The organism is Mycolicibacterium frederiksbergense, from assembly GCF_012223425.1.
GTDB lineage: Bacteria > Actinomycetota > Actinomycetes > Mycobacteriales > Mycobacteriaceae > Mycobacterium > Mycobacterium frederiksbergense.
Map to the genome: position 1 here is coordinate 6035807 of NZ_CP038799.1, position 22247 is coordinate 6058053.

The following is a 22247-nucleotide window of genomic DNA, read 5'->3' on the forward strand; positions in this document are numbered from 1 at the left end:
TCGGCGAACCACTGGAGAGCCGAGGAGTAGCCCATGCCTGTTGTCGTCGTCGCCACCATGACCGCCAAGCCGGAGTCCGTCGATATCGTCCGAGCGGCCTGTACCGATGCCATCGCCGAGGTACACGGTGAGCCGGGCTGTGAGCTCTATTCACTGCATGAGGCCGACGGGACCTTCGTATTCGTCGAGCAGTGGACCGATGCCGACGCGCTCAAGACGCACAGCACCGCACCCGCCATCGGCAAGCTGTTCGGCGCGGTGGGTGAGCACCTCGACGGTGCGCCCGATATCAAGATGCTGACCCCGGTCGTGGCCGGGGATCCCGCCAAGGGTCAGCTGCGCGGCTAGACGCGGACATGGGATCGCTATCGGGCAAGACCGCGTTCATCACCGGGGCGGCGCGCGGGCAGGGGCGCGCGCACGCCGTGACGCTGGCGTCCGAGGGCGCCGACATCATCGCCGTCGATCTGTGCCATCAGATCGCCTCGGTGCCCTACCCGTTGGCAAGCCCGGATGACCTCGCGGCCACCGTCAAACTCGTCGAGGAGACGGGGGCGCGTATCTACGCCGTCGAAGCCGATGTGCGCAAACGTGATTCGCTCAAGAGTGCGCTGCGCGCCGGGACCGAGGCCTTCGGCGATCGGCTGGACATCGTGATCGCCAATGCCGGGATCGCTCCGATGGCGGGTGAGGATGCCTGGCAGGACGTGATCGACGTGAACCTCACCGGCGTCTACAACACCGTCGATGTGGCGATGAAGCCGATGGTGAAGTTCGGCAACGGCGGTTCGATCGTGCTGACCAGTTCGGTGGCCGGCCTGGTCGGGCTGGGCTCCCCCATCGCGGGTTCGGTCGGCTACGCCGCCGCCAAGCACGGCATCGTCGGCCTGATGCGGGTGTATGCGAATGTGCTGGCACAATTCAACATCCGGGTGAACTCGATACACCCGGCCGGTGTGGACACCCCGATGATCGACAACGACTTCACCCGCAGCTGGCTCGAAGGGATGGCTCAGCAGTCCCAGCGGGGGCCCGACATGTCCAACGCCCTGCCGGTGCAGACGCTGCAGGTCGAGGACATCGCCAACGCGGTGCTCTGGCTGGTCACCGATGCATCCCGCTACGTCACCGGGGTCGCGCTGCCGCTGGACGCCGGGTATGTGAACAAACGCTAGTGGCTGCGAACCCGGCTGCGCAGACGGCCTTCGGGCCGATGGTGCTGGCTGCCATCGAGCAGTTGGAGGAGCCCGAGCGCCGCCTGGTTGACGACGACCTCGCGGAGTCCTTCCTGCCCGGCAGACTGCGCGCGCTGGTGCGGCTGGCGCGGTTCGGACCGCTGCGCCGCATGCTCATCGCCGCCTCGGACCGGTCCGGCCCCGGACTGTGGGCCAGCGTGGTCTGCCGGAAACGGTACATCGACGAGAAGGTGTCCGACCCGGTCAGCGAGATCGATGCCGTGGTGATCCTGGGTTCCGGGCTGGACACCCGGCCCTATCGCATCGCCCGGTACGGCGATCTGCCGGTGTACGAGCTCGACCAGCCCGTCAACATCGAACGCAAGACTGCGGCGGTGCAGCGGGCGCTGGGCGGCGTACCCGCATCGGTGCAGCTGGCGGGCGTGAATTTCGAGCATGACAACGCGATGACGGTGCTGGCCGACAACGGTTTTCGCGATACCGGGCGAACGCTGTTCATCTGGGAGGGTGTCACCCAGTACCTGACGCCCGAAGGCCTGCACCGCACCTTCGAGCAATTGCGTGCCGTCACACCGGGCAGCCGGCTGATCTTCACCTATGTCCGGCAGGACTTCATCGACGGCACGAATCTTCAGGACGCCGAGGCCGTGTACCGAAAGTTTCGGCGGCGCAGCCAGGTCTGGAAGTCCGGTCTGGATCCCGAACGGGTCGAGGAGACCCTGCGCGGCTACGGATGGCGGGTGCTCGAACAGGTAGGCCCCAGCTACTACCGGGACCTCTACATCCGGCCGACGGGACGCACGATCAGGGCTTCGCCCATCGAGTGGACCGCGCTGGCGGTGCGTTCGGACTAGATCTCGATGACCGTCGGCACGATCATCGGCTGGCGCCGGTAGGTCTCCCCTACCCACTTGCCGACGGCGCGCCGCGCGGCCTGCGCAATGCGTCCCGTGTCGGTGACATGCTCACCGGCGAGGCGCTCCAGCTCCTGCTGCACCTTCTGCGCGGCGGGCTCGAGCGCCTTGGGGTCCTCGGAGAAGCCCCGCGAATGCAGCTGCGCAGGACCCGCGAGCTTGCCGGTCCCCCGATGCACGACGACCGTGATGGCGATGAAACCGGAAGCGAGCGTGAGCCTCTCGCCGACAACGGATTCACCGACATCACCGGTGATCAGACCGTCGACGAACATCTTGCCCACCGGCACCGCGCCCGCGATCGACGTCACCCCGTTGACCAGGTCGACACTGACGCCGTTCTCGGCCAGCATCACGTTCTCCGGCGGCACACCACTGAGGACCGCCAGCTTCGCGTTTGCGCGCATGTGCCGCCAGGTGCCGTGCACCGGCATGACGTTGCGCGGACGCACCCCGTTGTAGAGGAACATCAACTCGCCGGCATAGGCGTGACCCGTGACGTGCACCCGGGCTTGGGCATTGGTGACGACGCGGGCCCCGATCTTCGACAGCGAGTCGATCACGCCGTACACCGCCTCCTCGTTGCCGGGGATCAGCGATGACGACAGGATGATCAGATCGCCGTCGGTCAGCGTGATGCTGCGGTGCTCCCCGCGCGACATCCGCGACAGCGCCGCCATCGGCTCGCCCTGCGTGCCGGTGGTGATCAGGACCACCCGGTCGGCAGGCAACATCTCGGCCGCCGCGATATCGATGACCTTGGAGTCGTCGACGGTGAGGAACCCGAGGTCGCGGGCGATGCCCATGTTGCGCACCATCGAACGACCCACGAAGGAGACGCTGCGGCCCAGAGCCACGGCCGCGTCGATGATCTGCTGGACCCGGTCCACATTGGAGGCGAAGCACGCCACGATCACCCGGCCCTCGGCACCGCGGATCAACCGGTGCAACGTCGGCCCGATCTCACTCTCGGACGGACTGACGCCCGGATGCTCCGAATTCGTCGAGTCACACAGGAACAGGTCGACGCCCGCATCGCCCAGTCGCGACATGCCGGGCAGGTCCGTGGGGCGCCCGTCGAGCGGCATCTGGTCGAGTTTGATGTCACCGGTCACCAGGACGGTGCCGGCCCCGGTGTGCAGTGCGACGGCCAGGCAGCCGGGGATCGAGTGGTTCACCGCGAAGTACTGGCACTCGAACACCCCGTGCGTACTGCGCTGCCCCTCGGCCACCTCGATGAACACCGGTTTGATGCGATGCTCACGGCACTTCTCGGCGATCAACGCCAAGGTGAACTTCGACCCGACGATCGGGATGTCGCGCCGCAACTTCAGCAGATGCGGGATGGCCCCGATGTGATCCTCGTGCGCGTGGGTGATGACGACGGCCTCGATATCGTCGAGCCGGTTCTCCACATGCCGGATATCCGGCAGGATCAGGTCGACACCGGGCTCGTCGTGGTTCGGGAACAGCACGCCGCAATCGATGATGAGCAGTCGGCCCAGGTGCTCGAAAACGGTCATGTTGCGGCCGATTTCGCTGATCCCGCCCAGTGCGGTCACCCGCAGACCGCCGGGGGCCAGCGGTCCCGGGGCCACCAGATCGGCGCTCACAGCACGCCGGCCGACCGCATGTCGGCGGCCAGTTCGTCGATCTCGGACGGGGTGGCAGGGATCTGCGGTAGCCGGGGTTCGCCGGCGTCGACGCCGAGCAAGCGAAGGCCTTCCTTGGACATGGTCACGCCACCGAGTCGGTTCTGCGCGTAGTTCAGCGGCCCCAGGGTCGCGTTGATCTTGCGGGCGGTGGCGATGTCACCGGAGTTGAACGCCGACAGCATCTCTCGCAGCTGCGCGGCGGCGACGTGGCCCCAGACGCTGATGAAACCGACGGCGCCCATCGCCAGCCAGGGCAGGTTCAGCGCGTCGTCACCGGAGTAGTAGGCGATGCCGGTCTGTGCCATCAGCTGGCCGGCGCCGTGCAGATCGCCCTTGGCGTCCTTGACAGCGACGATGTTCGGGTGCTCCGACAGGGTGCGCAGAGTGTCCCAGTCGATCGGGATGATCGAGCGGGGCGGGATGTCGTAGAGCACCACGGGGAGCTCGGTGGCGTCGGCGACCGCGGTGAAGTGCGCGACCAGGCCGCGTTGCGACGGGCGCGAGTAGTACGGGGTGACGACCAGCAGACCGTGCGCCCCGGCGGCGGCGCTGGCCTTGGCCAGGTGCACGCTGTGCGCGGTGTCGTAGCTCCCGGCTCCGGCGATGATGCGGGCGCGGTCACCGACCTCCTCGAGGACGGCCTCCAGCAGCGCGATCTTCTCGTCGTCGTTGGTCGTGGGCGACTCCCCGGTGGTCCCGGAGATCACCAGACCGTCGCAGCCCGCGTCGACCAGGCGCTTCGCTACCTTCTTGGCGACAGCCAGCTCCACCGAGCCGTCCGGGCCGAACGGCGTCACCATGGCAGTCAGCACGCTGCCCAAGCGCGTGCTGACGTCGATTCCACCGGTGCTCACGGGCGTCAGATTACCCGGTAGTACCAGTGGTTTATGCATCGCCGCCGCACTGCGCGGCCCTTGTTGCGGCGTTAGAGTGCCGCATGAGCCTCCCCCGCCGCCTGCTCGATGTCATCGACCTCGACGTTCTGCCCTTGACCGAGGCCGGCGTGGCCGCGGGCAACAAGGTGTTCGGTGCGGCGATCCTGCGCAAATCCGATCTGTCGCTGGTCCTCGCGGGCACCAACGACGAGACCACCAATCCCTTGTGGCACGGCGAGGTGCACACCCTCACACAGTTCTACGAACTGCCCGAACACCCGCCGACCTCGGATCTGCTGTTCATCTCCACCCATGAGCCGTGCACCATGTGTATGTCGGCGATCACCTGGGCGGGGTTCGACAATTTCTACTACTTCTTCAGCCACGAGGATTCCCGGGACAGCTTCGCCATTCCGCACGATCTGCGCATCCTGCGTGAGGTGTTCGGGCTGGAACCCGGCGGCTACCGCCGCGCCAACGCGTTCTGGACGGCGTACTCGATTCCCGCGCTGGTCGACGCGCAGGACGATCCGGAACTGCGCGCCCAGCAGGCGCGGATCACCGAGCGGTACGCCGCACTCTCGCAGAGATACCAGGACACCAAGGGCGACAACGACATTCCCCTGAGGTGAGCCGCAGGCAAGGGACCGAGGCGTCGGCCGAAATTGGTGTCGAGGCAGACCAACGGGCCGCATTAGGCTGGATCTGTGGCTGGTCATCTCGAGGTCGATACGGATGCTGCGTTCAGTACCTCGCGTTCGGTGAGCGCCGACGCCGAGGAACTGCGCGAAGGTGTGGCTGAGCTTTCGCACGAATGGGCGAATGTGTCACGTGGTTGGTCGGGCGCCGCCGCGTCCGCATACTCGCCGTTGTTCCAGGAATGGCAAGAGGGTGCTGCAAAGCTTGTCGAATCGCTTGCCGAGTCGGCGAACCTGCTCGCCGAAGCTGCGGTCCGCTACCAAGAGCAAGACACCGCCTCGTCTGAGTCCGTCGCGGCGACGGCCCGACAGATGGGGCTCTGATGCGCTACCGGGTCGAACTCGACGAACTCCTGACCTTCGTCGACAAACTGGAGTCGTTCGGAAAGCGCGCCGAAGCCATCGCCGCTCGGGTCGACAGCCAGGTGGCCGACCTTCACGCAAGCTGGTCTGGCGACGCCGCGACCGCTCATCGCGCCCAGCACGACGAGTGGATCGCTGCCGCGGCTCAGATGCGGGAGGCGGTGATGGACCTTCGTACAGCGGCGCACACCGCGCACCAGAACTACACCGATGCCGCGCGTCTCAACGTCGAGATGCTCTCATGACAGTCCAGGACGTCGATCCGGAAACCTTCTACGGCGTCGGGGCACGGCTGTTCGAACTGGCCGGCGACATGTATGACGCGTTCCAGGTCAACGTCACGATTCTCGGTGACACCGGTGCCATGGCCGGCAGCGACGATGCCGGCACCGCATGGGCACAGTCGTATGACGCGCGCGTCGGTGAAGTGCTCGGAGCCGTCAATGACCTGACATTGGCCTTGGAGAACTACGGCGGCGTCATCGTTCAGGCTGGGTACAACCACGCCGTCGCCGAGCACAACGCCACGCCGGGATCAGGGGCCCCACCGGTGAAACCGGCCGAACCCGTCAGCGTCGCGGGCATCCTGGCTGCGCCGCCGTCGGCAGGCGGTCCCGGAAAAGGCTTGATCGACAACGCCATCGGCCTGGCCGACCAAGTCGGCGTGCCGGTGCCCGACGGTGACACCGACAAGATCGACAAGGCCGCGCAGGCGTGGGATCGGCTGGCGACGGTCTACCAGACGACGACGGTCGTCGAAGCGCTGGAGGTGAACGCTCGCCGGTTCAACGACACGAAGTCACCCGAAGTGGAGTTCATCGGCCGGGATCTGCTCGAGTTGCGCGATGCCACCAAGGCGATTCTGGACAGCTGCGCCGAATTGTCCAAGTCGTGCAACGACTACCGAACTGCGCTCGATGAACTCCGGGACAATATCGGAGGGATTCTCGAAGACCTCGCCATTGAGCTGGGCGCAACCGCCGCGATCGGTGTAGCGGCGTCGTTCGTCACCTTCGGCGTCGGGGCTGTGGCCGCCACCGCCAAGGCCGCCCACACGATTACGAAGTTCGCGAAGATCATCGGGATGGCTGTTGCGTCATGGAAGATGACGAAGAACATCGCAGGGGGCGTCAAGAAGGTCGCGGATATCGCGAAGGTCCGCAAGCAGTTGGAGCGCATCAAGAATCTGGGGCGCAAGCGAAAAGACGGTGAAACAAGTCAACAGCCATCAGCGACCATACCGCTGGGCGCGCCGAAGAGCATCAGCGGCTACACCAAGCACGCCGAAGAGCAGATCGCAGGCCGCGACGGCGGTGTGGGGGTACGGCGGGACGCGCTGGAAGATGCATTCAGCAATCCGGTGAAAAATGTTGAAAGGCTTGTCGATCAGCAAGGAAGAGTGAGTTACCGCTATACAGGCGACGATGCGACCGTCGTGGTAAATGAGCAAGGCAAAGTAATCACGGGCTGGGCAAATAAGAGCAGTGGCACGGGAGGAACAGGTGGATAGCAGCTTCGGATTTCTGAGCAAATCAGATAGCGATTTGTTGAAGGCGATTCTCAACCGGCGGAACCCGGAACTCTCTGCCCGAATCGGCCTGTCGGCCTCGGTGTCACGTGCAGACGCCGGCGGGGTCATATCCGCGATCTCTGATGAACTCACCGACAACCTGGACGCGGATTGGGAGCCAACTCAGCACGGAAAGCGCATCAGCGACGTTCTCGCGCGCGTCAACGCGATGCGTATCGCGGAATGGCCCGAGTAGCGCTAGATGTCCCGCTGACCGGCCCGTCGCCCCCGCCGAGATACGCACAATGGTTGTTCAGGGTGCAGACAGCACAACCATTCCGCGTGATTCGGCGCTGTGCACTTGACTAGCAATAGCGCAGGGGGCGTTGATACTGCGTCCATGGCGTGAAAGTGCGAGAAGGCAACGCCCCGAACGCAGGGTCAATCCAATGCCCGCGGGCGATGTGACTCCCTACGCGGTACGCAGGTACTCCGACCCACCCACGTAGACGATGCCGGGGTGGTACTGCGAGTTGGCGGCACCGGCGATGGCGGCCGCGAACTCGTCCGTCGACGGCAGCGGTGCGCTGCGGCGCGGTTCGAGGGCGGGGCCCTGCAGCCGGGTCAGCACGCTCGTCCCGTCGATCATGTCGCCGGACACGACGGTGAAATGAATTCCGCGACGGGCGAATTCGTGGCGCATGCCGTACATCGCGGTTTCGCCGGCACGCATGCTCGCCGCGATCGGCGCGTAGCCCATCGGCACCGCCTTGTGCGGGTAGAAGTGCGCCTGGTGGCTGGTGACGAACACGACGCGGGCGCCGGGCGGCATCAGCGGTAGCGCCAGCGCGACCAGGCGCCGCTGGGCGTCGCGGTTGAGTCGCATCGCGTAGCCGGGCTCGGCGTCGCGCTCCAGGCCACCGGACGCGTTGAGCACCAAGGTGTCCAGCCGGCCGAAGCGCTGGCGGATACCGGCGATCATCGCCTCGGCGGCGGACTCGTCGGAGATGTCGGCGGCCACCGCCGACGCGTGTCCTCCGGCGTCACGGATGGCGTCGGCCACGGCATGGGCCCGGCCCGCCTTTTCGCGGTAGTTGACGATCACGTGGGTCCCCGGGTGCGCGAGCTGATGTGCGACCTCCGCGCCGATTCCGCGAGATGCGCTGGTCACCAGGGCGATCTGTGGTTCGTGCATGTTGGGTCCTTTCACCAGGCCGTCACGTCACGTACTCGGCTCACGGTACACCCAATTTAAGAAAAATAAGAGATCTTTAAGGTCACGGTGAGGTGGCGGTCGCATCGCTGCGATGTATCCGGTTTCCGCCCGCGCGCTTCGACCGGTACATCGCCAGGTCAGCGGCCCGGATCAGCTCGTCGAGGAACTCCGTCGGGTCCGCTGCGGTGCCGGGGACGATCGCCGCGCCGCAGGTACCCAGGCTGGCAGTGATCTGCACCGGCAGTGCGGCAATACCGAGCCGGATACGTTCGACGGTCTCGGCGTGACTCTCGACGCTCGCCGTATCGGCGATCACGAACTCCTCGCCGCCGAGACGACCCACGGCCGCATCCGCACCACAATTCTGGATGAGGACGGCACCGATCCCGACCAGCGCCTCGTCGCCTGCCGCGTGCCCCCTGGTGTCGTTGAGCCTCTTGAAGTCGTCGATATCGATCATCGTCACGTTCACCTCGGCGCGTTCCCCGCGACGCTCCAGGAGCATCTCGTGCACCGAGTTGAAGAAGGACCGCCGGTTCGGCAGCCCGGTCAGCGGATCGAAATCGGAGGACCGCAATTCCGTGTGCAACGAGTGCACCAATGCGTGGATACCGAACGGCACGCCGAGATTGAGCCCCAACACCAGCAGCAGCGACGCGACCACGACGGCGGCGTCACCGGTATCGGCGAACAACCGGGCGGCGGCGATCGCTGCACAGCCGACGGCCACCGCGAAATTGGCGAGCACGTGCACGAGCGCGTGGAAGTAGGCGAGCAGGCCGCCGATGGCCGCGAACATCGCGCAGCCCATCAGGGCGCCGTAGGAACTCGACAGCGCCAGGGTGCCCGCGGCGATCGACAGGCAGCACACCGCGTGGTAGATCAGCGACTGCCTGCGGGTGGGCCAACCGATCAACCAGATGGAGCTGACCGCCAGCCCACACGCGGACGCCGCGATCGCCATGGCGCGCGTGGTAGCGGTGTCCGGCCCAGAGGGACTGGTCAGCATCACCACCGGCACAGCGGCAAACAGCAGCGTGAACACGAAGGTCGCCAGCCGCCACGGCAGGTCCAGCCCGCGGTCCTGCAGGTAGACGCTGAACCAATGGAATTGGTCGGCCTGTCGCCACCACCGGCCGCCGCGCCCCGCCATCTGGAACAGTCTGCCCGTTATTTACGCATCCGTCACCCCGTACGCCGCTATCCCCGGTTGACGAAGTCCGCCACCACTCCGGCGAGTTCACGGCCCTTGTCCTCCTGCAAGAAGTGCCCGCCGCCGGCGATCGTCACGTGCGCCTGCCCTGCGGCACCGGGAATGAGCTTGCGCAGCGGGGCGTCGGCACCACGGGTGATCGGGTCCGCGTCGGAGAACGCGCACAGAAACGGCCGATCGAACCGTTGCAGCCCTGCCCAGGCGGCCCGGTTCGGGGCGGCCGCCGGGTCGTCCGGACTGGTCGGCACCAGCGTCGGGAACTGGCGCGCGCCCGCCTTGTACGTGTCGTCCGGGAACGGTGCGTCGTAGGCCGCGATCACCTCCGGCGTCAGGTCCGATACGCAGCCGCCGTTGACGATGGTGCCGACCGGGAACTCCTGGGTCTCCTGGCTGAAGCGCTGCCAGGCCAGAAACGCCTCGCCGGGATGCTGATCCCCCGTCGGCAGGGTGGTGTTGGCCGCCACCACGCGGGCAAACCGTTCGGCGTGCTCACCGACCAGGCGCAGCCCGATCAGCCCACCCCAGTCCTGGCAGACCAGCGTGATGTCGGTGAGCCCGATCGCCTCGATGGCCCCCCACGTCCAATCGACATGCGACTGATAGGTGTAGTCCTCGCGAGTCGCCGGTTTGTCGCTGCGGCCGAAGCCGATGAGGTCGATGGCCACCGCCCGCAGGCCGGCATCGACGAGCACGGGGATCATCCAGCGGTACAGGTAGCTCCAGGACGGCTCCCCGTGCAGCAGCAGCACCACCGGCGCGTCGGCCGCGCCCTCGTCCAGATAGTGCACGCGCAGCCCGTCGACCTCCAGGTAGTGCGGGGCGAACGGAAAGTCCGGCAGGTCGGTGAAGCGCTCGTCGGGGGTGCGCAGAACATCCATGGCTCAGCTAAGCAGGGCGGCCCGCAGTTCGGGGACCAAATCACCGCGGTCACCGACCGCGACGTCATCGAGGCCCAGCCAGCCGGCCATCGCCCGCAGTTCGGCGGCCATCCCCGCCGCCACCCGGGATCGATCCCGGCCGTCCTCGGTGAAGGCGCCCACCACATGGAGCACCCCGTCGGCGCGCTTGAGGTCGACGCGCCCCACGAGCTCGCCGTCGAGCAGGAAAGGCCATACGTAGTAACCGAATTGGCGCTTGTGGGCCGGGGTGTAGATCTCGATCCGGTAGTGGAAACCGTCGAACAGGCGCTCCATCCGGGGTCGGAAGAAGACCAGCGGATCGAACGGGCACAGCAGCGCGGTACCACGGTCGCGCCGCGGCACCTTCTGCCCGGTACGCAGGTAGGCCGGGGCGTTCCAGCCCGCCACCTCGACCGGCTCCAGCTCGCCCTCGGCCACCAGCGCGGCGACCGCGGGCTTGCTCTGTGTGGGGTTGAGCCGGAAATAGTCACGCAGGTCCGGTTCGGTGCCCACCCCCAGCGCGCCGGCGGCCCGCAGAATCAGCTCGCGCACCGCCTCCTCGTCGGACACCTCCCGCGCCAGCACCTCCGGCGGCAGCACACGTTCGGTGAGGTCGTAGTGGCGGGCGAACCCGACCCGTGTCGCGGTGGTCAGCACACCCGAGGACCACAGCGCCTCGGCCACCCACTTGGTATCGCTGCGATCCCACCACGGACCTTTGCGGCCCCGGGGTTCGGCCTCCAGATGCGCCTCGATCTGCCCTGCGGTGGACGGGCCCCGCTCGGCGATCGCGGTGACGATGTCCTCGGCCAGCCGGGCGTTGCGCTTGACGATCTCGGTGCCCCAGCGGCCGTGCTCGTACTCACGCATCCGCCACCGCAGCAGCGGCCAGTCATCCACGGCCATCAATGCGGCCTCATGCGCCCAGTACTCGGTGAGCAGGCGTGGCGCTCGTGCGGTGTGACTCCAGGCCGCCCGATCCAGCACGTCTCGGTCATAGGGACCGAGCCGGCTGAAGACCGGCGCGTAATGCGCGCGCACGCAGACCGACACCGAATCCAGTTGCAGCACCTGAATCCTGGAGATCAGGCGTTTGAGGTGTCCGCGGGTCAGCACGCCCGGCTTGGGCTCGTGGAAGCCCTGGGCGGCGACGGCGACCCGTCGGGCCTGCGCGGCGGTCAAAGTAGGCACGCCGCCATCGTTCCCTACGGCACCGACAACTCCGTCGGCGCGGTTAGGTGCGCAGGTAGCTGCTGAACCGGTACCGCAGGCCCGAGTCGCTGGTCAGCCAGTCCCCCTCGGCGCCGACCCAGGTTTCGTCGAGCACCGGTGCGGTCGCGTCGTCGTCATCGCGCGGCAGGTCGATGTCGACCTCGGTGATCTCGCATCGGTCGGCCAGCGGCAGCGCCGCTGCATACAGCTGCGCACCACCGATCACCCAGATGTCCCGCGAGGCCGGTAGTTCGGTCACCACGTCCGCGCCGTCGGCGCGGTACCCGGGATCCCGCGAGACCACCACGTTGCGGCGCCCGGGCAGCGGGCGCACCTTGGCCGGCAGCGACTCCCAGGTCAGCCGGCCCATGACGACGGTCTGCCCCATGGTCAGCTCCTTGAACCGGGCCTGATCCTCGGGAAGCCGCCAGGGGATGCCGTTGTCCCGTCCGATCACCCCGGAGGTCGACTGCGCCCAGATCAATCTCATACCGCCACCGGGGCCTTGATGCCCGGGTGCGGGTCGTAGTTCACGATGGCGATGTCCTCGTAGGTGTAGTCGAAGATCGAATCCCGGGGCGCCAGCACGAGTTCGGGATAGGGACGCGGATCGCGGGACAGCTGCAACGCCACCTGGTCGACATGGTTGTCATAGATGTGGCAGTCCCCGCCGGTCCAGATGAACTCGCCGACCTGCAGGCCGGCCTGAGCCGCCATCATGTGGGTCAGCAGCGCATAGCTGGCGATGTTGAACGGCACGCCGAGAAAGAGGTCCGCGCTGCGCTGGTACAGCTGGCAGGACAGCGTGCCGTCGGCGACATAGAACTGGAAGAACGCGTGGCACGGTGGCAGCGCCATCTGCGGGATCTCCCCGACGTTCCAGGCCGACACGATGTTGCGCCGGCTGTCGGGGTCGCGCTTCAACAGTTCCAGCGACGCGCTGATCTGATCGATGTGCTCACCCGACGGTGTCGGCCAGGAGCGCCACTGCACGCCGTACACCGGTCCGAGATCACCGGTGTCAGAGGCCCATTCATCCCAGATGGTGACGCCGCGCTCCTGCAGCCAGCGCACATTCGAGTCACCACGCAGGAACCACAGCAGTTCGTAGACGATGGACTTGGTGTGCACCTTCTTGGTGGTGATCAGCGGAAAACCGGCGGCCAGGTCATAGCGCAGTTGATGGCCGAAAACGCTGCGGGTCCCCGTGCCGGTGCGATCAGATTTCGGTGTCCCCTGGGCCATCACCAGGCGCAGCAGATCCTCATAAGGGGTCGCAATGGGCACACGGTCAGCTTACGTCGAGCCGCGTGGAGTACAACGGATGCCATGCCGACCACCACAGACACCATCACCACCGCCGACGGCGCCTGCCGCGTCACGGTCGCGACTCCCGACGGGGTCGGGCCCTGGCCAGCGGTGGTGATGTACCCCGACGCCGGCGGCGTCCGGGCCACCTTCGACGAGATGGCCGCCCAACTGGCCGGGTACGGCTACGTGGTGCTCGTCCCCGATGTCTACTACCGCGACGCCGGGTGGGCGCCCTTCGACATGGGCACGGTGTTCGCCGATGACGACGAACGCAAGCGGCTGTTCGGGATGATCGCCAAGGTCACCCCCGAGATCATGGCCGCCGACGCGGCCGCGTTCTTCGACTACCTGCAGGCCCGCCCCGACGTCTCCGGCGACACCTTCGGCACCACCGGGTATTGCATGGGTGGGCGGACCTCGCTGATCGTTGCGGGCCGGGTCCCCGACCGGGTGGCGGCGGCAATGTCGTTTCACGGCGGCGGGCTGGCCGCCGACGATCCGGGCAGTCCGCACCTGCTGGCCGACAAGATCAAGGCCCGGGTCTACGTGGGCGGGGCCCGCGACGATGCCTCGTTCACCGTCGAGGACTCGCTGGTCCTGGAGGCGGCGCTGGCCGAGGCCGGGGTCGATCACACCATCGAGTTCTACTCGGCCGCACATGGTTTCGCGGTGCCGGACAACCTGCCCTATGACGAGGCGGCGGCCCGCCAGCACTGGGAGGCGATGGCACAGGTGTTCGGTAGCACGCTGAGCTGACTACGCGTCGTCTCGGTGTAGGTAGGTGCGTATCGCCCGCGCGATCCCGCGCCCGGCGTAGATGCCGGTGGCCGCGGACAACAGGATCATCGCGATGAACATCACCAGCCAGTTCGTCCGGGCGTGGCTGACGTTCCACCACACGATGGTGAACAGCACCGCGCAGACGAACAGCACGATATCGCGCCAGTTCCCCCGGTAGGACATGGCGGCGTCACGCAACTCACGCGTGCGTTCACCGGCGGTGATCAGTTCGTCGATGCGCTGGTCGATACTGGCCTGCAACCGGGCACGCCGTTCGGCCTGGTCGGCCGGAATCCGCTCCAGCAGGTCCATGTCCTTGACGATCAGGCCGCGCACATCCGGTGGTTTGAGGTTGCCCGCGATGACCCCCAGCATGGCGCCGCCGGCAATCGGTGCAGCGCCCAGTGCGAGTTCGGCGATTCCCGGCATGTGTTCCCCCTTGGTGGAGTTCGGAGCCCGACGCTACCGCAGGCTCAATTGCCGGTGGGCAGCGCGATGTTCACACCATCGGTGGCGAGCTGATCTCTGAGGAACTGGAATCTCTGGTATTGCGTGACGGTGATCGGGCCCGAATAGCCTTCGCTCTGTAGCTTGCGCGGAGGGTACTTCAGATAGGTCTGCATCAGCTCCTTGATCGCCTCGTTGATGGTCACGAGCGTCCAGGTGTGTTCGGTGTAGTTGTTCATGAAGATGTCGTAGCGTTCCTGCGGGTCCTGCCAGAGATCAAAGATCTGCGGCACGGTCGCCACATATGCTTGCGCGCCCTTCCAACCGAGGTTGGTATCGACGGCGAGCCCTCCGGTGCTCGCACCATCATCACCGCGCAGATTGAAGACGGCCTTGTAGTGGCCGACCCGGACGGCCCCGGGCGTCAGTTCGTTCTCGCTGAAGTAGAACCAGGACTTGCGCTCGGATGTGCCGGTCCCGAACAACACCGGCGACATGTCATGGCTGTCGAAGATGATGGGCTCACCCTCGCGATCGCTGTCCGGCAGTTGTGCCCCGGCCAGCGCCGCAAAGGTCGCCATGTAATCGAGGCCGCCGACGATATCGGAGTTACGTGATCCGGCCTGGATGCCCGGACCCCACGCGATGGCGGGAACACGATTGCCGCCCTCACGAACGGTGCCCTTGGTACCTCTGAACGGGGTGTAGCCCGCGTCCGGGTAGACGTCCTGCCAGGCGCCGTTGTCCGTCGTCCAGAACACGTAGGTGTTCTCGGCCAAGCCCAGCGACCGGATCTTGTCCATGATGCGGCCGATCCGGGTGTCGTTCTCCACTATCGAGTCCGCGTATTTCGATTTCGAGAGCGACTTACCCTTGAAATCGGGGTGCGGCATGTTCGGTTGATGCACCTTCATGAAGTTGACGTGCATGAAGAACGGGGTGTCCGATGTCGCGTTCTCGTCGAGGAACTCCAGCGCATCCTTCTCGACGTACTCGTCGAAGAACGGAATGCCCACCAGCCCTTGCTCCGGCGTATCGACGTACTGTCCGTTGACCTTGAAGTCCTCGGTCGGCTGCTCGCCCGCACGGCCCGACAGCGCGCCCTGGGTCACCCGCTCGAACATCTCGCGGAGCTCGGGATCCATGTCCGGGAACCATTCCGGGTCGGCGTAGGTGTAGGCGTTGAGGTGGTACAGCCCGCAGTGCCGCATCTCGTCGAAACCGTGCGCATTGGGCAGCGCATAATCGGACTCTCCGAGGTGCCACTTGCCGGTGAAGAATGTCTTGTAACCGGCGGTCTTGACCACGGACGCGAGCGTCCACTCTGCCGCAGGCAGCCCGCCGCCCTGGCCCTGGAAGGCCACCGTCGTCATGCCGCTGCGGTTCGGGATGCGTCCGGTGAGCATCGCTGCGCGCCCAGGTGTGCAACTCGGCTGCGCATAGAACGACATGAACTGCATGCCTTCGTCGGCCATCTGGTCGAGGCACGGCGTGGGCATACCGCGGTTTTCGCCGCCGCCGTATACACCGGCATCTCCGTAACCGAAGTCGTCGGAGACGATGAGAACAATGTTTGGCTTGGACGTGCTGGATTCTTGCGCCACGTTTCCCTCCCGATTTGTTGGCACCAACCACCCTGCCATCGATGCCCCGTCGGTATCTCGGGTTCGCGCGCTTCAGCCGATCAGATGTGCCGCGACGGTCGCCCCGAGGTTCCAGCACGCGTCCAGATCAGACTTACCGGGTTTCCCCGAAATCACTACGTGGTCAGCCACTTTCACCCAGCCCAGACCCGCCGTGATGCCGTCGACCGCGCGCTCGGCACCCTCGGTGCCCTCGTTTCCGTGCAGGTACAGCCCGAACGGCCGACCTCGGGTGCTGTCCAGCAGCTGGTAGTAGGCGCCGTCGAAGGCATGCTTGAGGGCACCCGAGATGTAGCCCAGATTGGCCGGTGAACCCAGCAGGTAGCCGTCGGCGTCCAGCATCTCCGCCGGTGACACCGTGAGCGCCGGGCGGCGGACGACCTCCACCCCCTCGATATCGGGGTCGGTCGCGCCGGCGATGACGGCCTCGAACATCTCGTGGCAGTGCGGCGACGGCGTGTGGTGCACCACGAGCAGCTTCACGGACGGCTCCCGCGCTCCATCTCCACGGCGGTGCGCATGGTCTCGCGCGCCCTGGAGCGGTCACCGGCGTAGTCGTAGGCCCGTGCCAGCCGGTACCAGCGCACCCAGTTGTCCCGGTCAGCTTCCAGCTCCTCGCGCGTTGTCTCGAACAACGCGTCGGCGGCGTCGCGCTCGATCCGGCCCGATGGCCTACGCGGCAGCGCGCTGACGTCGAGATCCATATCGGCCTCGCGGGCCAGCCGAACCAACCGCTGGTGTGCCAACCCCGCCCGCAGCGTGGCCAGCATCGCCCACAGCCCGATGATCGGCAACGCGAGCAGCGCCACACCGAGACCGATCGCTGCCGGCTCACCAGAGGCGATGAACGCCAGCGCCGTTCGCCCCAGCATCAGGAAATAGACCACCAGCGCGACACACATGAACCCGATCAGCAGCTGGATGCGCAGTGCCCGCGCGCCGTCGTTCATGACAGGTCGAGCAGCGGCTCAATCCCGACGGTGAGGCCCGGCCGCTCGGCCACCTTGCGCACCCCGAGCAGCACCCCGGGCACGAACGACGTGCGGTCCATGCTGTCGTGCCGGATGGTCAGCGTCTCCCCCTGGGTGCCGAACAGCACCTCCTGATGGGCGATAAGCCCGGCCAATCTGATCGAGTGCACCGGGACCCCGTCGACGTCGGCGCCACGGGCGCCCTCTAGCCCGGTGCTGGTGGCATCAGGATTGGGCGGCAAACCTTTTCGTGCTTCCGCAATCAACGTCGCAGTGCGTACAGCGGTGCCGGACGGAGCGTCGGCCTTGTGCGGGTGATGCAGCTCGATCACCTCCACAGACTCGAAATGCCGGGCGGCCTGCTTGGCGAAATGCATGGTCAGTACGGCGCCGATGGCGAAGTTCGGCGCGATGAGCACCGCCACGTCGGGCCTGGCCGACAGCCAGATGTGCACCTGGGTGAGGCGTTCCTCGGTGAATCCGGTGGTACCCACCACCGCATGAATGCCGTTGTCGATCAGGAAGTTCAGATTGTCCATCACCACATCGGGATGGGTGAAGTCGATGACGACCTCGGTGCCGGTATCGGTGAGCATCGACAACGGATCTCCGGCATCGATCTGGGCCGACAATTCCAGATCGGGGGCGTCCGCAACGGCCTTGACCATGGTCGCGCCGACCTTGCCCTTGGCGCCCAGCACTGCAACTCGCATGGAGGGCAGCCTACTGCGGCGGGCGTAGCGTGTACGCATGCGCCTGATCGTGTTGCTGCTGGCCGCGCTGGTGACCGCCGGCTGTGCGAGTACCGTCGCCGCCGAGGAGACCTCACCGGAAGGCCGCACCTTCGTGTCGGTGTCGGTGGCGGGCGAGCAGATCCCCGGTGGCGGTCCGCTGACCCTGAGTTTCGCCGACGGGCAGCTGTCGGCGTACGCGGGCTGCAACCGCGGATCCGGTCCGGTCGATCTCGCCGACGGGCACCTGAGCACCCGGCTGGCGACCACGATGATGGGCTGCCCGCCGCCCTACGGGGACGCCGACGCGTGGATGGGTCGCTTGCTGGAGGCCCGGCCGGCGTGGTCGCTGAGCGCGGACACCCTCACCCTGACCACCGACGCCGCCACGGTCACGCTGCGCGACAAGGCGGTCGTGGACCCGGATCGCCCGCTCGTCGGCACCACCTGGCGGGTGGAAAGCCTGGTCTCCGCCGACGCTGTCATGACGTCGGCCACCCTCGAGCAGGTCACACCCACGCTGACGATCGGACCTGATCAGGCCGTTACCGGGTGGACAGGCTGCCACACTTTTTATGCTCGCGCCGAGGTCACCGGGTCGGCCGCAGAGACCGTGACGTTCGGGCCCATCAACGTCGGCGGCCCGGTGTGCCCAGGTGAAATCGGCGACATCGAGCAGTCGATCCTTCGCGTGCTGGACGGTTCCGTCCAGGCCGTCGTGGACGCCGATCAGCTGCGGTTGACCGGCGCCGACGGCAACGGTCTGCTGCTGCGCGCCGAGTAAGCAGACGGCATTTCGCGTCGCGAGACCGCGACCGGTGGCTAGCATCTGGCCATGCGTGGCGCAAAAATCCTCATCACCGGTCCCACCGGACAGGTCGCGGCGCCGCTGGCGCTATCGCTGGCGGCGGACAACGAGGTCTGGGGCATTGCCCGCTTCACCGACGCGGCGGCCCGCGAAAACCTGGAGCGCGCCGGAATTCGCTGCGAGAAGGTGAACCTGGCGGCGGGCGACTTCAGCGGCATCCCGTCGGATTTCGACTACGTCCTCAACCTCGCGGTCGCCAAGAGCGGGCGCTGGGACAAGGACCTGGGCGCCAACGCCGAGTCGGTGGGCCTGCTGATGGCGCACTGCGCCGAGGCCAAGGCGTTCCTGCACTGTTCGTCGGCAGCGGTGTACGACCCGCCGGACGACGAACCACGCACCGAGACCGCGGCGCTCGGCGACAACCACAAATCCCTGTTTCCGACGTACTCGATCTCCAAGATCGCCGGCGAGGTGGTGGCCCGGACGATGGCCCGCGCGCTCGGCATGCCGACGGTGATCGCCCGGCTCAATGTGCCCTACGGCGACAACGGCGGCTGGCCGTTCTTCCAGATGGAGATGATGCGCTCGGGTGTGCCGATCCCCGTCCCACCGGGCGGGCCCGCCCGCTACAACCCCATCCACGAGGACGACATCATCGCGACGCTGCCGAAGATGCTGGAAGCCGCCTCGGTGCCCGCCACGACGGTCAACTGGTGCGGAGATCAGACGGTGAGCTTGCAGGAGTGGTGTGCCTATATCGGCGAACTCGTGGGCAGCGCACCGGTGTTCGAGGAGAGCGACGCGGCCCTGCGCGGTGGTCCGACCGATACGACGCGGATGCACGAACTGGTCGGCGGCACCTCCGTGGACTGGCGTGACGGCATCCGCCGGATGGTGACGAAGTTCCACCCGGAACTGGTGGGGGCCTAGACAGCGTCGAAATAACGGCCCGCGCGCAGATCCTGGAGCAGTCCCGGACGCTCGGGATGCCAGTCCAGGAGCTTGCGCGTCACCTCGCTGGACGTCGGATTGTCCAGTGCCGCAACGATACCCACGAAGCCGAGCTCGTCGAGTGCCTGTTCGGCGGTGACGCTGAGGGTGGGCACCCCAAGACGGTCGGCGATCACCTGCGCGATCTCGCCGAAGGCGATGCCCTGCTCGGCCACACCGTGTAGCCGCGATCCGGCGGGCGCGGCTTCCAGCGCCAGCCGGTACAGGTGCGCCGCATCGAGATTGTGGACGGCGGGCCAGCGGTTGGACCCGTCACCGATGTAGAGCGAGCGGCCCTTCGCCCGCGCGTTCGCGATGAGGGTGGGCACGAAGCCGTGACGGTCGGTCGGGCCGTGGACGGTGGGCGGCAGCCGGATGACCGAGGCCCGCACCCCTCGGCCGGCCAGTGCGACGGTGGCGTTCTCTGAAGCCACCCGCGGCCCGGACGGATCGACCCCACTGTCCTCGGTTCCCAGGATGCCGGATCCGCCGGACCCGAAAGCCAGCATCGCCGTGCCGGAGGTGGTGACGAACGGTTTATCCGAGCCCTCCAGCGCCGATCCGATGGCCTCGATGGCCGCCAGATCGGCGGCTCCGGCGGCCGCGTAGTCGGTGAAGTCGTGGATGAACGCCAGATGGATCACGCCGTCAGCCGCGGTCGCCCCCGCGGCCAGGACGTCGAGGTCGGCCAGAGCGCCGCGCCGGACCTGCGCGCCGGCCGACCGCAGCGCCGCCTCCGCGGCGTCGGAACGCGCCAGGCCGGTGACCTGGTGGCCGGCGCCGAGCAGTTCGGTGACCGTCAGGGCACCGATGTGGCCACTGGCGCCGGTGACGAAAACACGCATGTGCACTTCTCCTTCTTTGATGTCAGTCAATGACATCACTTACCCTACGCGTGAAGTCAGTCGCTGTCATCACCTAGACTCCGTGCATGGGTCGCTGGGAGCCGGACGCACGCGGACGCCTGGAGCGGGCCGCGCTCGAGCTCTATCTGGAGCGCGGCTACGACCAGACGACGGTCGCCGAGATCGCCGGCCGCGCCGGACTCACCGAGCGCACGTTCTTCCGTCACTTCACCGACAAGCGCGAAGTGCTGTTCCGCGGTGACGAACTCGCCCAGGCGATGGCCGGCGCGATCGACGCCGCGCCCGAGGCGAGCGCTCCCCTGGACGCCGTCGCCGCAGCACTCGAGTCCACGTCGGACTTCTTTCGCGACCGCCGCCCGCACGCCCGCACCCGCCAGACCGTCATCAATGCCCATCCCGCCTTGCAGGAACGCGAGCTCATCAAGCTTGCGTCCCTGGCCACCACGATGACCGACGCGCTGCGCAGGCGCGGCGTCGCCGATGCGACGGCCGGTCTGCTGGCCCAGACCGGGGTCGCGGTCTTCAAGGTCGCCTTCGAGCGCTGGCTCGATGATCCAGACGACCGTCCGTTGACCGATCTCATCGGCGAGTCGCTGGCCGAGCTCAGGTCGGCAACTCACCCCTGAGCTCGGCGAGCACCGAATCAGCCCGCGCCAGTTCATTGTTCGCATCGTGCAGCTGCCGCTCCGCGCCGGCCACGGCCTGCTCCGCCGCACTCAGCGTGTGCAGCACTTCCTCGTAGCGGCGGCGCGCCGTTGCCAGGGCGGTCGTGCGCTCCGATACCGCGGCCATGGCGTCGCCGCGCGCGCGTTCGGCGGCGGTCAGCGCGCGACGCCGCTTCTCGACGGCGCGACGGTCGATCCGCTGTTCCGGCTCGGGCGCGGACGTCCGGCGTGGGGTGCGGACCTCCGTCGGGGCACCGAAGTCACCGAAACCCGACCACTCCTGCGCCTTCTGCAGCCGACCCAACTGCGCCGCGACCTCGGGGTCGGCGATCGCCGCCTGTAGGGTGCCGGTGACATCCTCGCGAATCGCCGCCGACGGGTCGGACATGCCGGCTGCCGCGAACCCGGTGCGCGCCAACTGACTCACCAGTTTCCGCTGGGCCGTGGACAGTTCGCGGATACGGGCACCGTCCATCGCCGCATGCGCGGCCCGCAGTTGCGCGGTCAACTCGGCAAGGCTGACCTTCGCGGTCGGATCCGCCCGGATGAGCTCGTTGACCACCCAGGCCGCCGTGGTCGGGCGCCGCGCGGCGGCGATCACCCGCGCCGCGTCGCCGTCGCCGCGATCCTTGGCCGCCGTCGCCAGTTCCTTACGCAGCGCGGTGAACTCCTCGGGCGGCACCCCGTAGAGAGCGTCCAGATCGTCCTCGAGGCTCACAGCGGCGAGGCCCCGCGCAGATGTTCGAAGATCAGCGACGTCTGGGTGCCGGCCACATCGGCGTCGGCGTTGAGGTTCTCGACCACGAAGGCCCGCAGGTCCTCGGTGTCGCGCGCCGCGACATGCAGGATGAAGTCATCACCACCGGCCAGGAAGTACACATTCATCACCTGCGGTCGCCGGCGGATCTGCTGGATGAAGTCACGGATCCGGCCGCGGGCAGTGGAATTCAGGCTCACCGAGATCATCGCCTGCAGGTTCAGCCCGACCGCCGACGGATCGATATCGGTGAAGAATCCGCGGATCACGCCCAGATCCTGCAACCGCCGCAGCCGTCCGTGACACGTCGACGGCGCGATGCCGACCGCCTCGGCCAGCGCACTGTTGGAGATGCGGGCGTCGGCGTGCAGCGCCAGCAGCATGCGCCGGTCGATATCGTCGAGCTCTGGCGACCGAACATCCTTCGGCGCAGGCGCCAAGCGAGCCCTCGGGGTCGATGATTGTTCACCCATATGGCGATATTAACGAAGTGTCGCCATATTTATTGCCACACGACCGGAGTTTCT

Annotated in this window: 28 protein-coding genes; 12 read left to right on the top strand and 16 right to left on the bottom strand. The window is 67.0% G+C overall.

The genetic code is table 11. The features are described from left to right. The first annotated feature begins 33 nt into the window (after positions 1-33). Genes EXE63_RS32170 through EXE63_RS32180 form a run of 3 tightly spaced genes read left to right on the top strand, consistent with a single transcriptional unit; the run spans position 34 to position 2050 of the window. Positions 34-348 carry a putative quinol monooxygenase gene (locus EXE63_RS32170; protein ID WP_168145314.1) on the top strand — a complete coding sequence of 105 codons (315 nt, stop codon included), beginning with the start codon at positions 34-36 and terminating at the stop codon, positions 346-348. Positions 349-356: 8 nt separating this feature from the next. Further along, complete coding sequence (locus tag EXE63_RS32175) at positions 357-1175, top strand: mycofactocin-coupled SDR family oxidoreductase (RefSeq protein ID WP_168145315.1); 819 nt, start codon at positions 357-359, stop codon at positions 1173-1175. Continuing rightward, the gene (locus EXE63_RS32180) at positions 1175-2050 is read left to right on the top strand and encodes an SAM-dependent methyltransferase (RefSeq protein ID WP_168145316.1); all 876 of its coding nucleotides are present in this window, start codon (positions 1175-1177) and stop codon (positions 2048-2050) included. The genes EXE63_RS32175 and EXE63_RS32180 overlap by 1 nt, the downstream gene beginning before the upstream one ends. On the opposite strand, the gene EXE63_RS32185 is transcribed toward EXE63_RS32180, so the two are convergent. Then, entirely contained in the window at positions 2047-3723 is a 1677-nt protein-coding gene (locus EXE63_RS32185) for a ribonuclease J (protein WP_168145317.1), read from the bottom strand. The two genes, EXE63_RS32180 and EXE63_RS32185, sit on opposite strands and share 4 nt — an antisense overlap. Beyond that, positions 3720-4658: a 4-hydroxy-tetrahydrodipicolinate synthase gene (gene dapA / locus EXE63_RS32190; RefSeq protein ID WP_210000195.1), complete on the bottom strand. Its 939-nt coding sequence runs from the start codon at positions 4656-4658 to the stop codon at positions 3720-3722. Before dapA ends, EXE63_RS32185 begins: the two co-directional genes overlap by 4 nt. Before the next feature lie 44 nt (positions 4659-4702). Between dapA and EXE63_RS32195 the strand changes: the two genes are divergently transcribed. The 5 genes from EXE63_RS32195 (at position 4703) to EXE63_RS32215 (ending at position 7467) form a co-directional block, all read left to right on the top strand. Further along, positions 4703-5272, top strand: a complete 570-nt coding sequence (locus tag EXE63_RS32195) for a tRNA-specific adenosine deaminase (protein WP_168145319.1) — start codon at positions 4703-4705, stop codon at positions 5270-5272. 75 nt (positions 5273-5347) lie between these two features. Continuing rightward, positions 5348-5662 (top strand): WXG100 family type VII secretion target, encoded by a 315-nt coding sequence (locus tag EXE63_RS32200; RefSeq protein ID WP_168145320.1) that lies wholly within the window; start codon positions 5348-5350, stop codon positions 5660-5662. Next, positions 5662-5946, top strand: a complete 285-nt coding sequence (locus EXE63_RS32205; RefSeq protein ID WP_168145321.1) for a WXG100 family type VII secretion target — start codon at positions 5662-5664, stop codon at positions 5944-5946. Before EXE63_RS32200 ends, EXE63_RS32205 begins: the two co-directional genes overlap by 1 nt. After that, positions 5943-7211: a WXG100-like domain-containing protein gene (locus tag EXE63_RS32210; RefSeq protein WP_234904350.1), complete on the top strand. Its 1269-nt coding sequence runs from the start codon at positions 5943-5945 to the stop codon at positions 7209-7211. Before EXE63_RS32205 ends, EXE63_RS32210 begins: the two co-directional genes overlap by 4 nt. Further along, positions 7204-7467 carry an HU family DNA-binding protein gene (locus EXE63_RS32215; protein ID WP_168145322.1) on the top strand — a complete coding sequence of 88 codons (264 nt, stop codon included), beginning with the start codon at positions 7204-7206 and terminating at the stop codon, positions 7465-7467. Before EXE63_RS32210 ends, EXE63_RS32215 begins: the two co-directional genes overlap by 8 nt. Positions 7468-7683: 216 nt before the next feature. Here EXE63_RS32215 and EXE63_RS32220 read toward each other — a convergent pair whose 3' ends face one another. From EXE63_RS32220 to EXE63_RS32245, 6 genes are all read right to left on the bottom strand, one after another. After that, positions 7684-8406 (bottom strand): SDR family oxidoreductase, encoded by a 723-nt coding sequence (locus EXE63_RS32220; RefSeq protein ID WP_168145323.1) that lies wholly within the window; start codon positions 8404-8406, stop codon positions 7684-7686. Positions 8407-8488: 82 nt separating this feature from the next. After that, complete coding sequence (locus tag EXE63_RS32225) at positions 8489-9580, bottom strand: GGDEF domain-containing protein (RefSeq protein WP_168145324.1); 1092 nt, start codon at positions 9578-9580, stop codon at positions 8489-8491. Between the two features lie 47 nt (positions 9581-9627). Further along, on the bottom strand, positions 9628-10518 hold the full coding sequence (locus EXE63_RS32230; protein ID WP_168145325.1) for a haloalkane dehalogenase: 891 nt from the start codon (positions 10516-10518) through the stop codon (positions 9628-9630). A gap of 3 nt (positions 10519-10521) precedes the next feature. Beyond that, positions 10522-11730, bottom strand: coding sequence for a winged helix-turn-helix domain-containing protein (locus EXE63_RS32235; protein ID WP_168145326.1), 1209 nt, complete (start codon positions 11728-11730; stop codon positions 10522-10524). Positions 11731-11773: 43 nt separating this feature from the next. Next, positions 11774-12241, bottom strand: a complete 468-nt coding sequence (locus EXE63_RS32240) for a dihydrofolate reductase (protein ID WP_168145327.1) — start codon at positions 12239-12241, stop codon at positions 11774-11776. Beyond that, entirely contained in the window at positions 12238-13038 is an 801-nt protein-coding gene (locus EXE63_RS32245) for a thymidylate synthase (protein ID WP_168145328.1), read from the bottom strand. Before EXE63_RS32245 ends, EXE63_RS32240 begins: the two co-directional genes overlap by 4 nt. 42 nt (positions 13039-13080) lie before the next feature. On the opposite strand from EXE63_RS32245, the gene EXE63_RS32250 reads away from it, so the two are divergent. Next, entirely contained in the window at positions 13081-13818 is a 738-nt protein-coding gene (locus EXE63_RS32250) for a dienelactone hydrolase family protein (RefSeq protein WP_168145329.1), read from the top strand. Here EXE63_RS32250 and EXE63_RS32255 read toward each other — a convergent pair whose 3' ends face one another. From EXE63_RS32255 to dapB, 5 genes are all read right to left on the bottom strand, one after another. Then, a complete protein-coding gene (locus EXE63_RS32255) occupies positions 13819-14271 on the bottom strand; it encodes a hypothetical protein (protein WP_168145330.1) in 453 nt (150 codons plus the stop codon). It abuts the gene before it with no gap. A 44-nt stretch (positions 14272-14315) separates the two neighbouring features. Continuing rightward, positions 14316-15893, bottom strand: a complete 1578-nt coding sequence (locus tag EXE63_RS32260) for an arylsulfatase (RefSeq protein ID WP_210000198.1) — start codon at positions 15891-15893, stop codon at positions 14316-14318. Positions 15894-15965: 72 nt separating this feature from the next. Further along, complete coding sequence (locus EXE63_RS32265) at positions 15966-16367, bottom strand: flavodoxin family protein (protein WP_168145898.1); 402 nt, start codon at positions 16365-16367, stop codon at positions 15966-15968. Between the two features lie 44 nt (positions 16368-16411). Then, complete coding sequence (locus tag EXE63_RS32270) at positions 16412-16882, bottom strand: hypothetical protein (RefSeq protein ID WP_105366238.1); 471 nt, start codon at positions 16880-16882, stop codon at positions 16412-16414. Then, the gene (gene dapB / locus EXE63_RS32275) at positions 16879-17616 is read right to left on the bottom strand and encodes a 4-hydroxy-tetrahydrodipicolinate reductase (RefSeq protein ID WP_168145332.1); all 738 of its coding nucleotides are present in this window, start codon (positions 17614-17616) and stop codon (positions 16879-16881) included. Before dapB ends, EXE63_RS32270 begins: the two co-directional genes overlap by 4 nt. A gap of 37 nt (positions 17617-17653) precedes the next feature. Here dapB and EXE63_RS32280 point away from each other — a divergent pair, with 37 nt between their 5' ends. After that, a complete protein-coding gene (locus tag EXE63_RS32280; RefSeq protein ID WP_168145333.1) occupies positions 17654-18418 on the top strand; it encodes an META domain-containing protein in 765 nt (254 codons plus the stop codon). Between the two features lie 51 nt (positions 18419-18469). Continuing rightward, positions 18470-19372 (top strand): NAD-dependent epimerase/dehydratase family protein, encoded by a 903-nt coding sequence (locus EXE63_RS32285; RefSeq protein ID WP_168145334.1) that lies wholly within the window; start codon positions 18470-18472, stop codon positions 19370-19372. On the opposite strand, the gene EXE63_RS32290 is transcribed toward EXE63_RS32285, so the two are convergent. Continuing rightward, positions 19369-20277, bottom strand: a complete 909-nt coding sequence (locus EXE63_RS32290) for an SDR family oxidoreductase (RefSeq protein ID WP_168145335.1) — start codon at positions 20275-20277, stop codon at positions 19369-19371. The genes EXE63_RS32285 and EXE63_RS32290 overlap by 4 nt on opposite strands. 86 nt (positions 20278-20363) lie before the next feature. On the opposite strand from EXE63_RS32290, the gene EXE63_RS32295 reads away from it, so the two are divergent. After that, positions 20364-20924, top strand: coding sequence for a TetR/AcrR family transcriptional regulator (locus EXE63_RS32295; RefSeq protein ID WP_168145336.1), 561 nt, complete (start codon positions 20364-20366; stop codon positions 20922-20924). On the opposite strand, the gene EXE63_RS32300 is transcribed toward EXE63_RS32295, so the two are convergent. Together EXE63_RS32300 and aldR are read right to left on the bottom strand one after the other, a co-directional pair. Beyond that, positions 20902-21681, bottom strand: a complete 780-nt coding sequence (locus EXE63_RS32300; protein WP_168145337.1) for a hypothetical protein — start codon at positions 21679-21681, stop codon at positions 20902-20904. The genes EXE63_RS32295 and EXE63_RS32300 overlap by 23 nt on opposite strands. Next, positions 21678-22193, bottom strand: a complete 516-nt coding sequence (gene aldR, locus EXE63_RS32305; protein ID WP_168145338.1) for an HTH-type transcriptional regulator AldR — start codon at positions 22191-22193, stop codon at positions 21678-21680. Before aldR ends, EXE63_RS32300 begins: the two co-directional genes overlap by 4 nt. Positions 22194-22247: the final 54 nt, after the last annotated feature.

Excerpts from the sequence above, each read along its gene's own strand:
- EXE63_RS32170 (WP_168145314.1), top strand. The coding sequence starts at position 34 with ATGCCTGTTGTCGTCGTCGCCACCATGACCGCCAAGCCGGAGTCCGTC.
- EXE63_RS32175 (WP_168145315.1), top strand. The coding sequence starts at position 357 with ATGGGATCGCTATCGGGCAAGACCGCGTTCATCACCGGGGCGGCGCGC.
- dapA (WP_210000195.1), bottom strand. The coding sequence starts at position 4,658 with ATGCATAAACCACTGGTACTACCGGGTAATCTGACGCCCGTGAGCACC.
- EXE63_RS32195 (WP_168145319.1), top strand. The coding sequence starts at position 4,703 with ATGAGCCTCCCCCGCCGCCTGCTCGATGTCATCGACCTCGACGTTCTG.
- EXE63_RS32205 (WP_168145321.1), top strand. The coding sequence starts at position 5,662 with ATGCGCTACCGGGTCGAACTCGACGAACTCCTGACCTTCGTCGACAAA.
- EXE63_RS32210 (WP_234904350.1), top strand. The coding sequence starts at position 5,943 with ATGACAGTCCAGGACGTCGATCCGGAAACCTTCTACGGCGTCGGGGCA.
- EXE63_RS32220 (WP_168145323.1), bottom strand. The coding sequence starts at position 8,406 with ATGCACGAACCACAGATCGCCCTGGTGACCAGCGCATCTCGCGGAATC.
- EXE63_RS32225 (WP_168145324.1), bottom strand. The coding sequence starts at position 9,580 with ATGGCGGGGCGCGGCGGCCGGTGGTGGCGACAGGCCGACCAATTCCAT.
- EXE63_RS32230 (WP_168145325.1), bottom strand. The coding sequence starts at position 10,518 with ATGGATGTTCTGCGCACCCCCGACGAGCGCTTCACCGACCTGCCGGAC.
- EXE63_RS32240 (WP_168145327.1), bottom strand. The coding sequence starts at position 12,241 with ATGAGATTGATCTGGGCGCAGTCGACCTCCGGGGTGATCGGACGGGAC.
- EXE63_RS32250 (WP_168145329.1), top strand. The coding sequence starts at position 13,081 with ATGCCGACCACCACAGACACCATCACCACCGCCGACGGCGCCTGCCGC.
- EXE63_RS32255 (WP_168145330.1), bottom strand. The coding sequence starts at position 14,271 with ATGCCGGGAATCGCCGAACTCGCACTGGGCGCTGCACCGATTGCCGGC.
- EXE63_RS32265 (WP_168145898.1), bottom strand. The coding sequence starts at position 16,367 with ATGTTCGAGGCCGTCATCGCCGGCGCGACCGACCCCGATATCGAGGGG.
- EXE63_RS32270 (WP_105366238.1), bottom strand. The coding sequence starts at position 16,882 with ATGAACGACGGCGCGCGGGCACTGCGCATCCAGCTGCTGATCGGGTTC.
- dapB (WP_168145332.1), bottom strand. The coding sequence starts at position 17,616 with ATGCGAGTTGCAGTGCTGGGCGCCAAGGGCAAGGTCGGCGCGACCATG.
- EXE63_RS32280 (WP_168145333.1), top strand. The coding sequence starts at position 17,654 with ATGCGCCTGATCGTGTTGCTGCTGGCCGCGCTGGTGACCGCCGGCTGT.
- EXE63_RS32285 (WP_168145334.1), top strand. The coding sequence starts at position 18,470 with ATGCGTGGCGCAAAAATCCTCATCACCGGTCCCACCGGACAGGTCGCG.
- EXE63_RS32290 (WP_168145335.1), bottom strand. The coding sequence starts at position 20,277 with ATGCGTGTTTTCGTCACCGGCGCCAGTGGCCACATCGGTGCCCTGACG.
- EXE63_RS32295 (WP_168145336.1), top strand. The coding sequence starts at position 20,364 with ATGGGTCGCTGGGAGCCGGACGCACGCGGACGCCTGGAGCGGGCCGCG.
- aldR (WP_168145338.1), bottom strand. The coding sequence starts at position 22,193 with ATGGGTGAACAATCATCGACCCCGAGGGCTCGCTTGGCGCCTGCGCCG.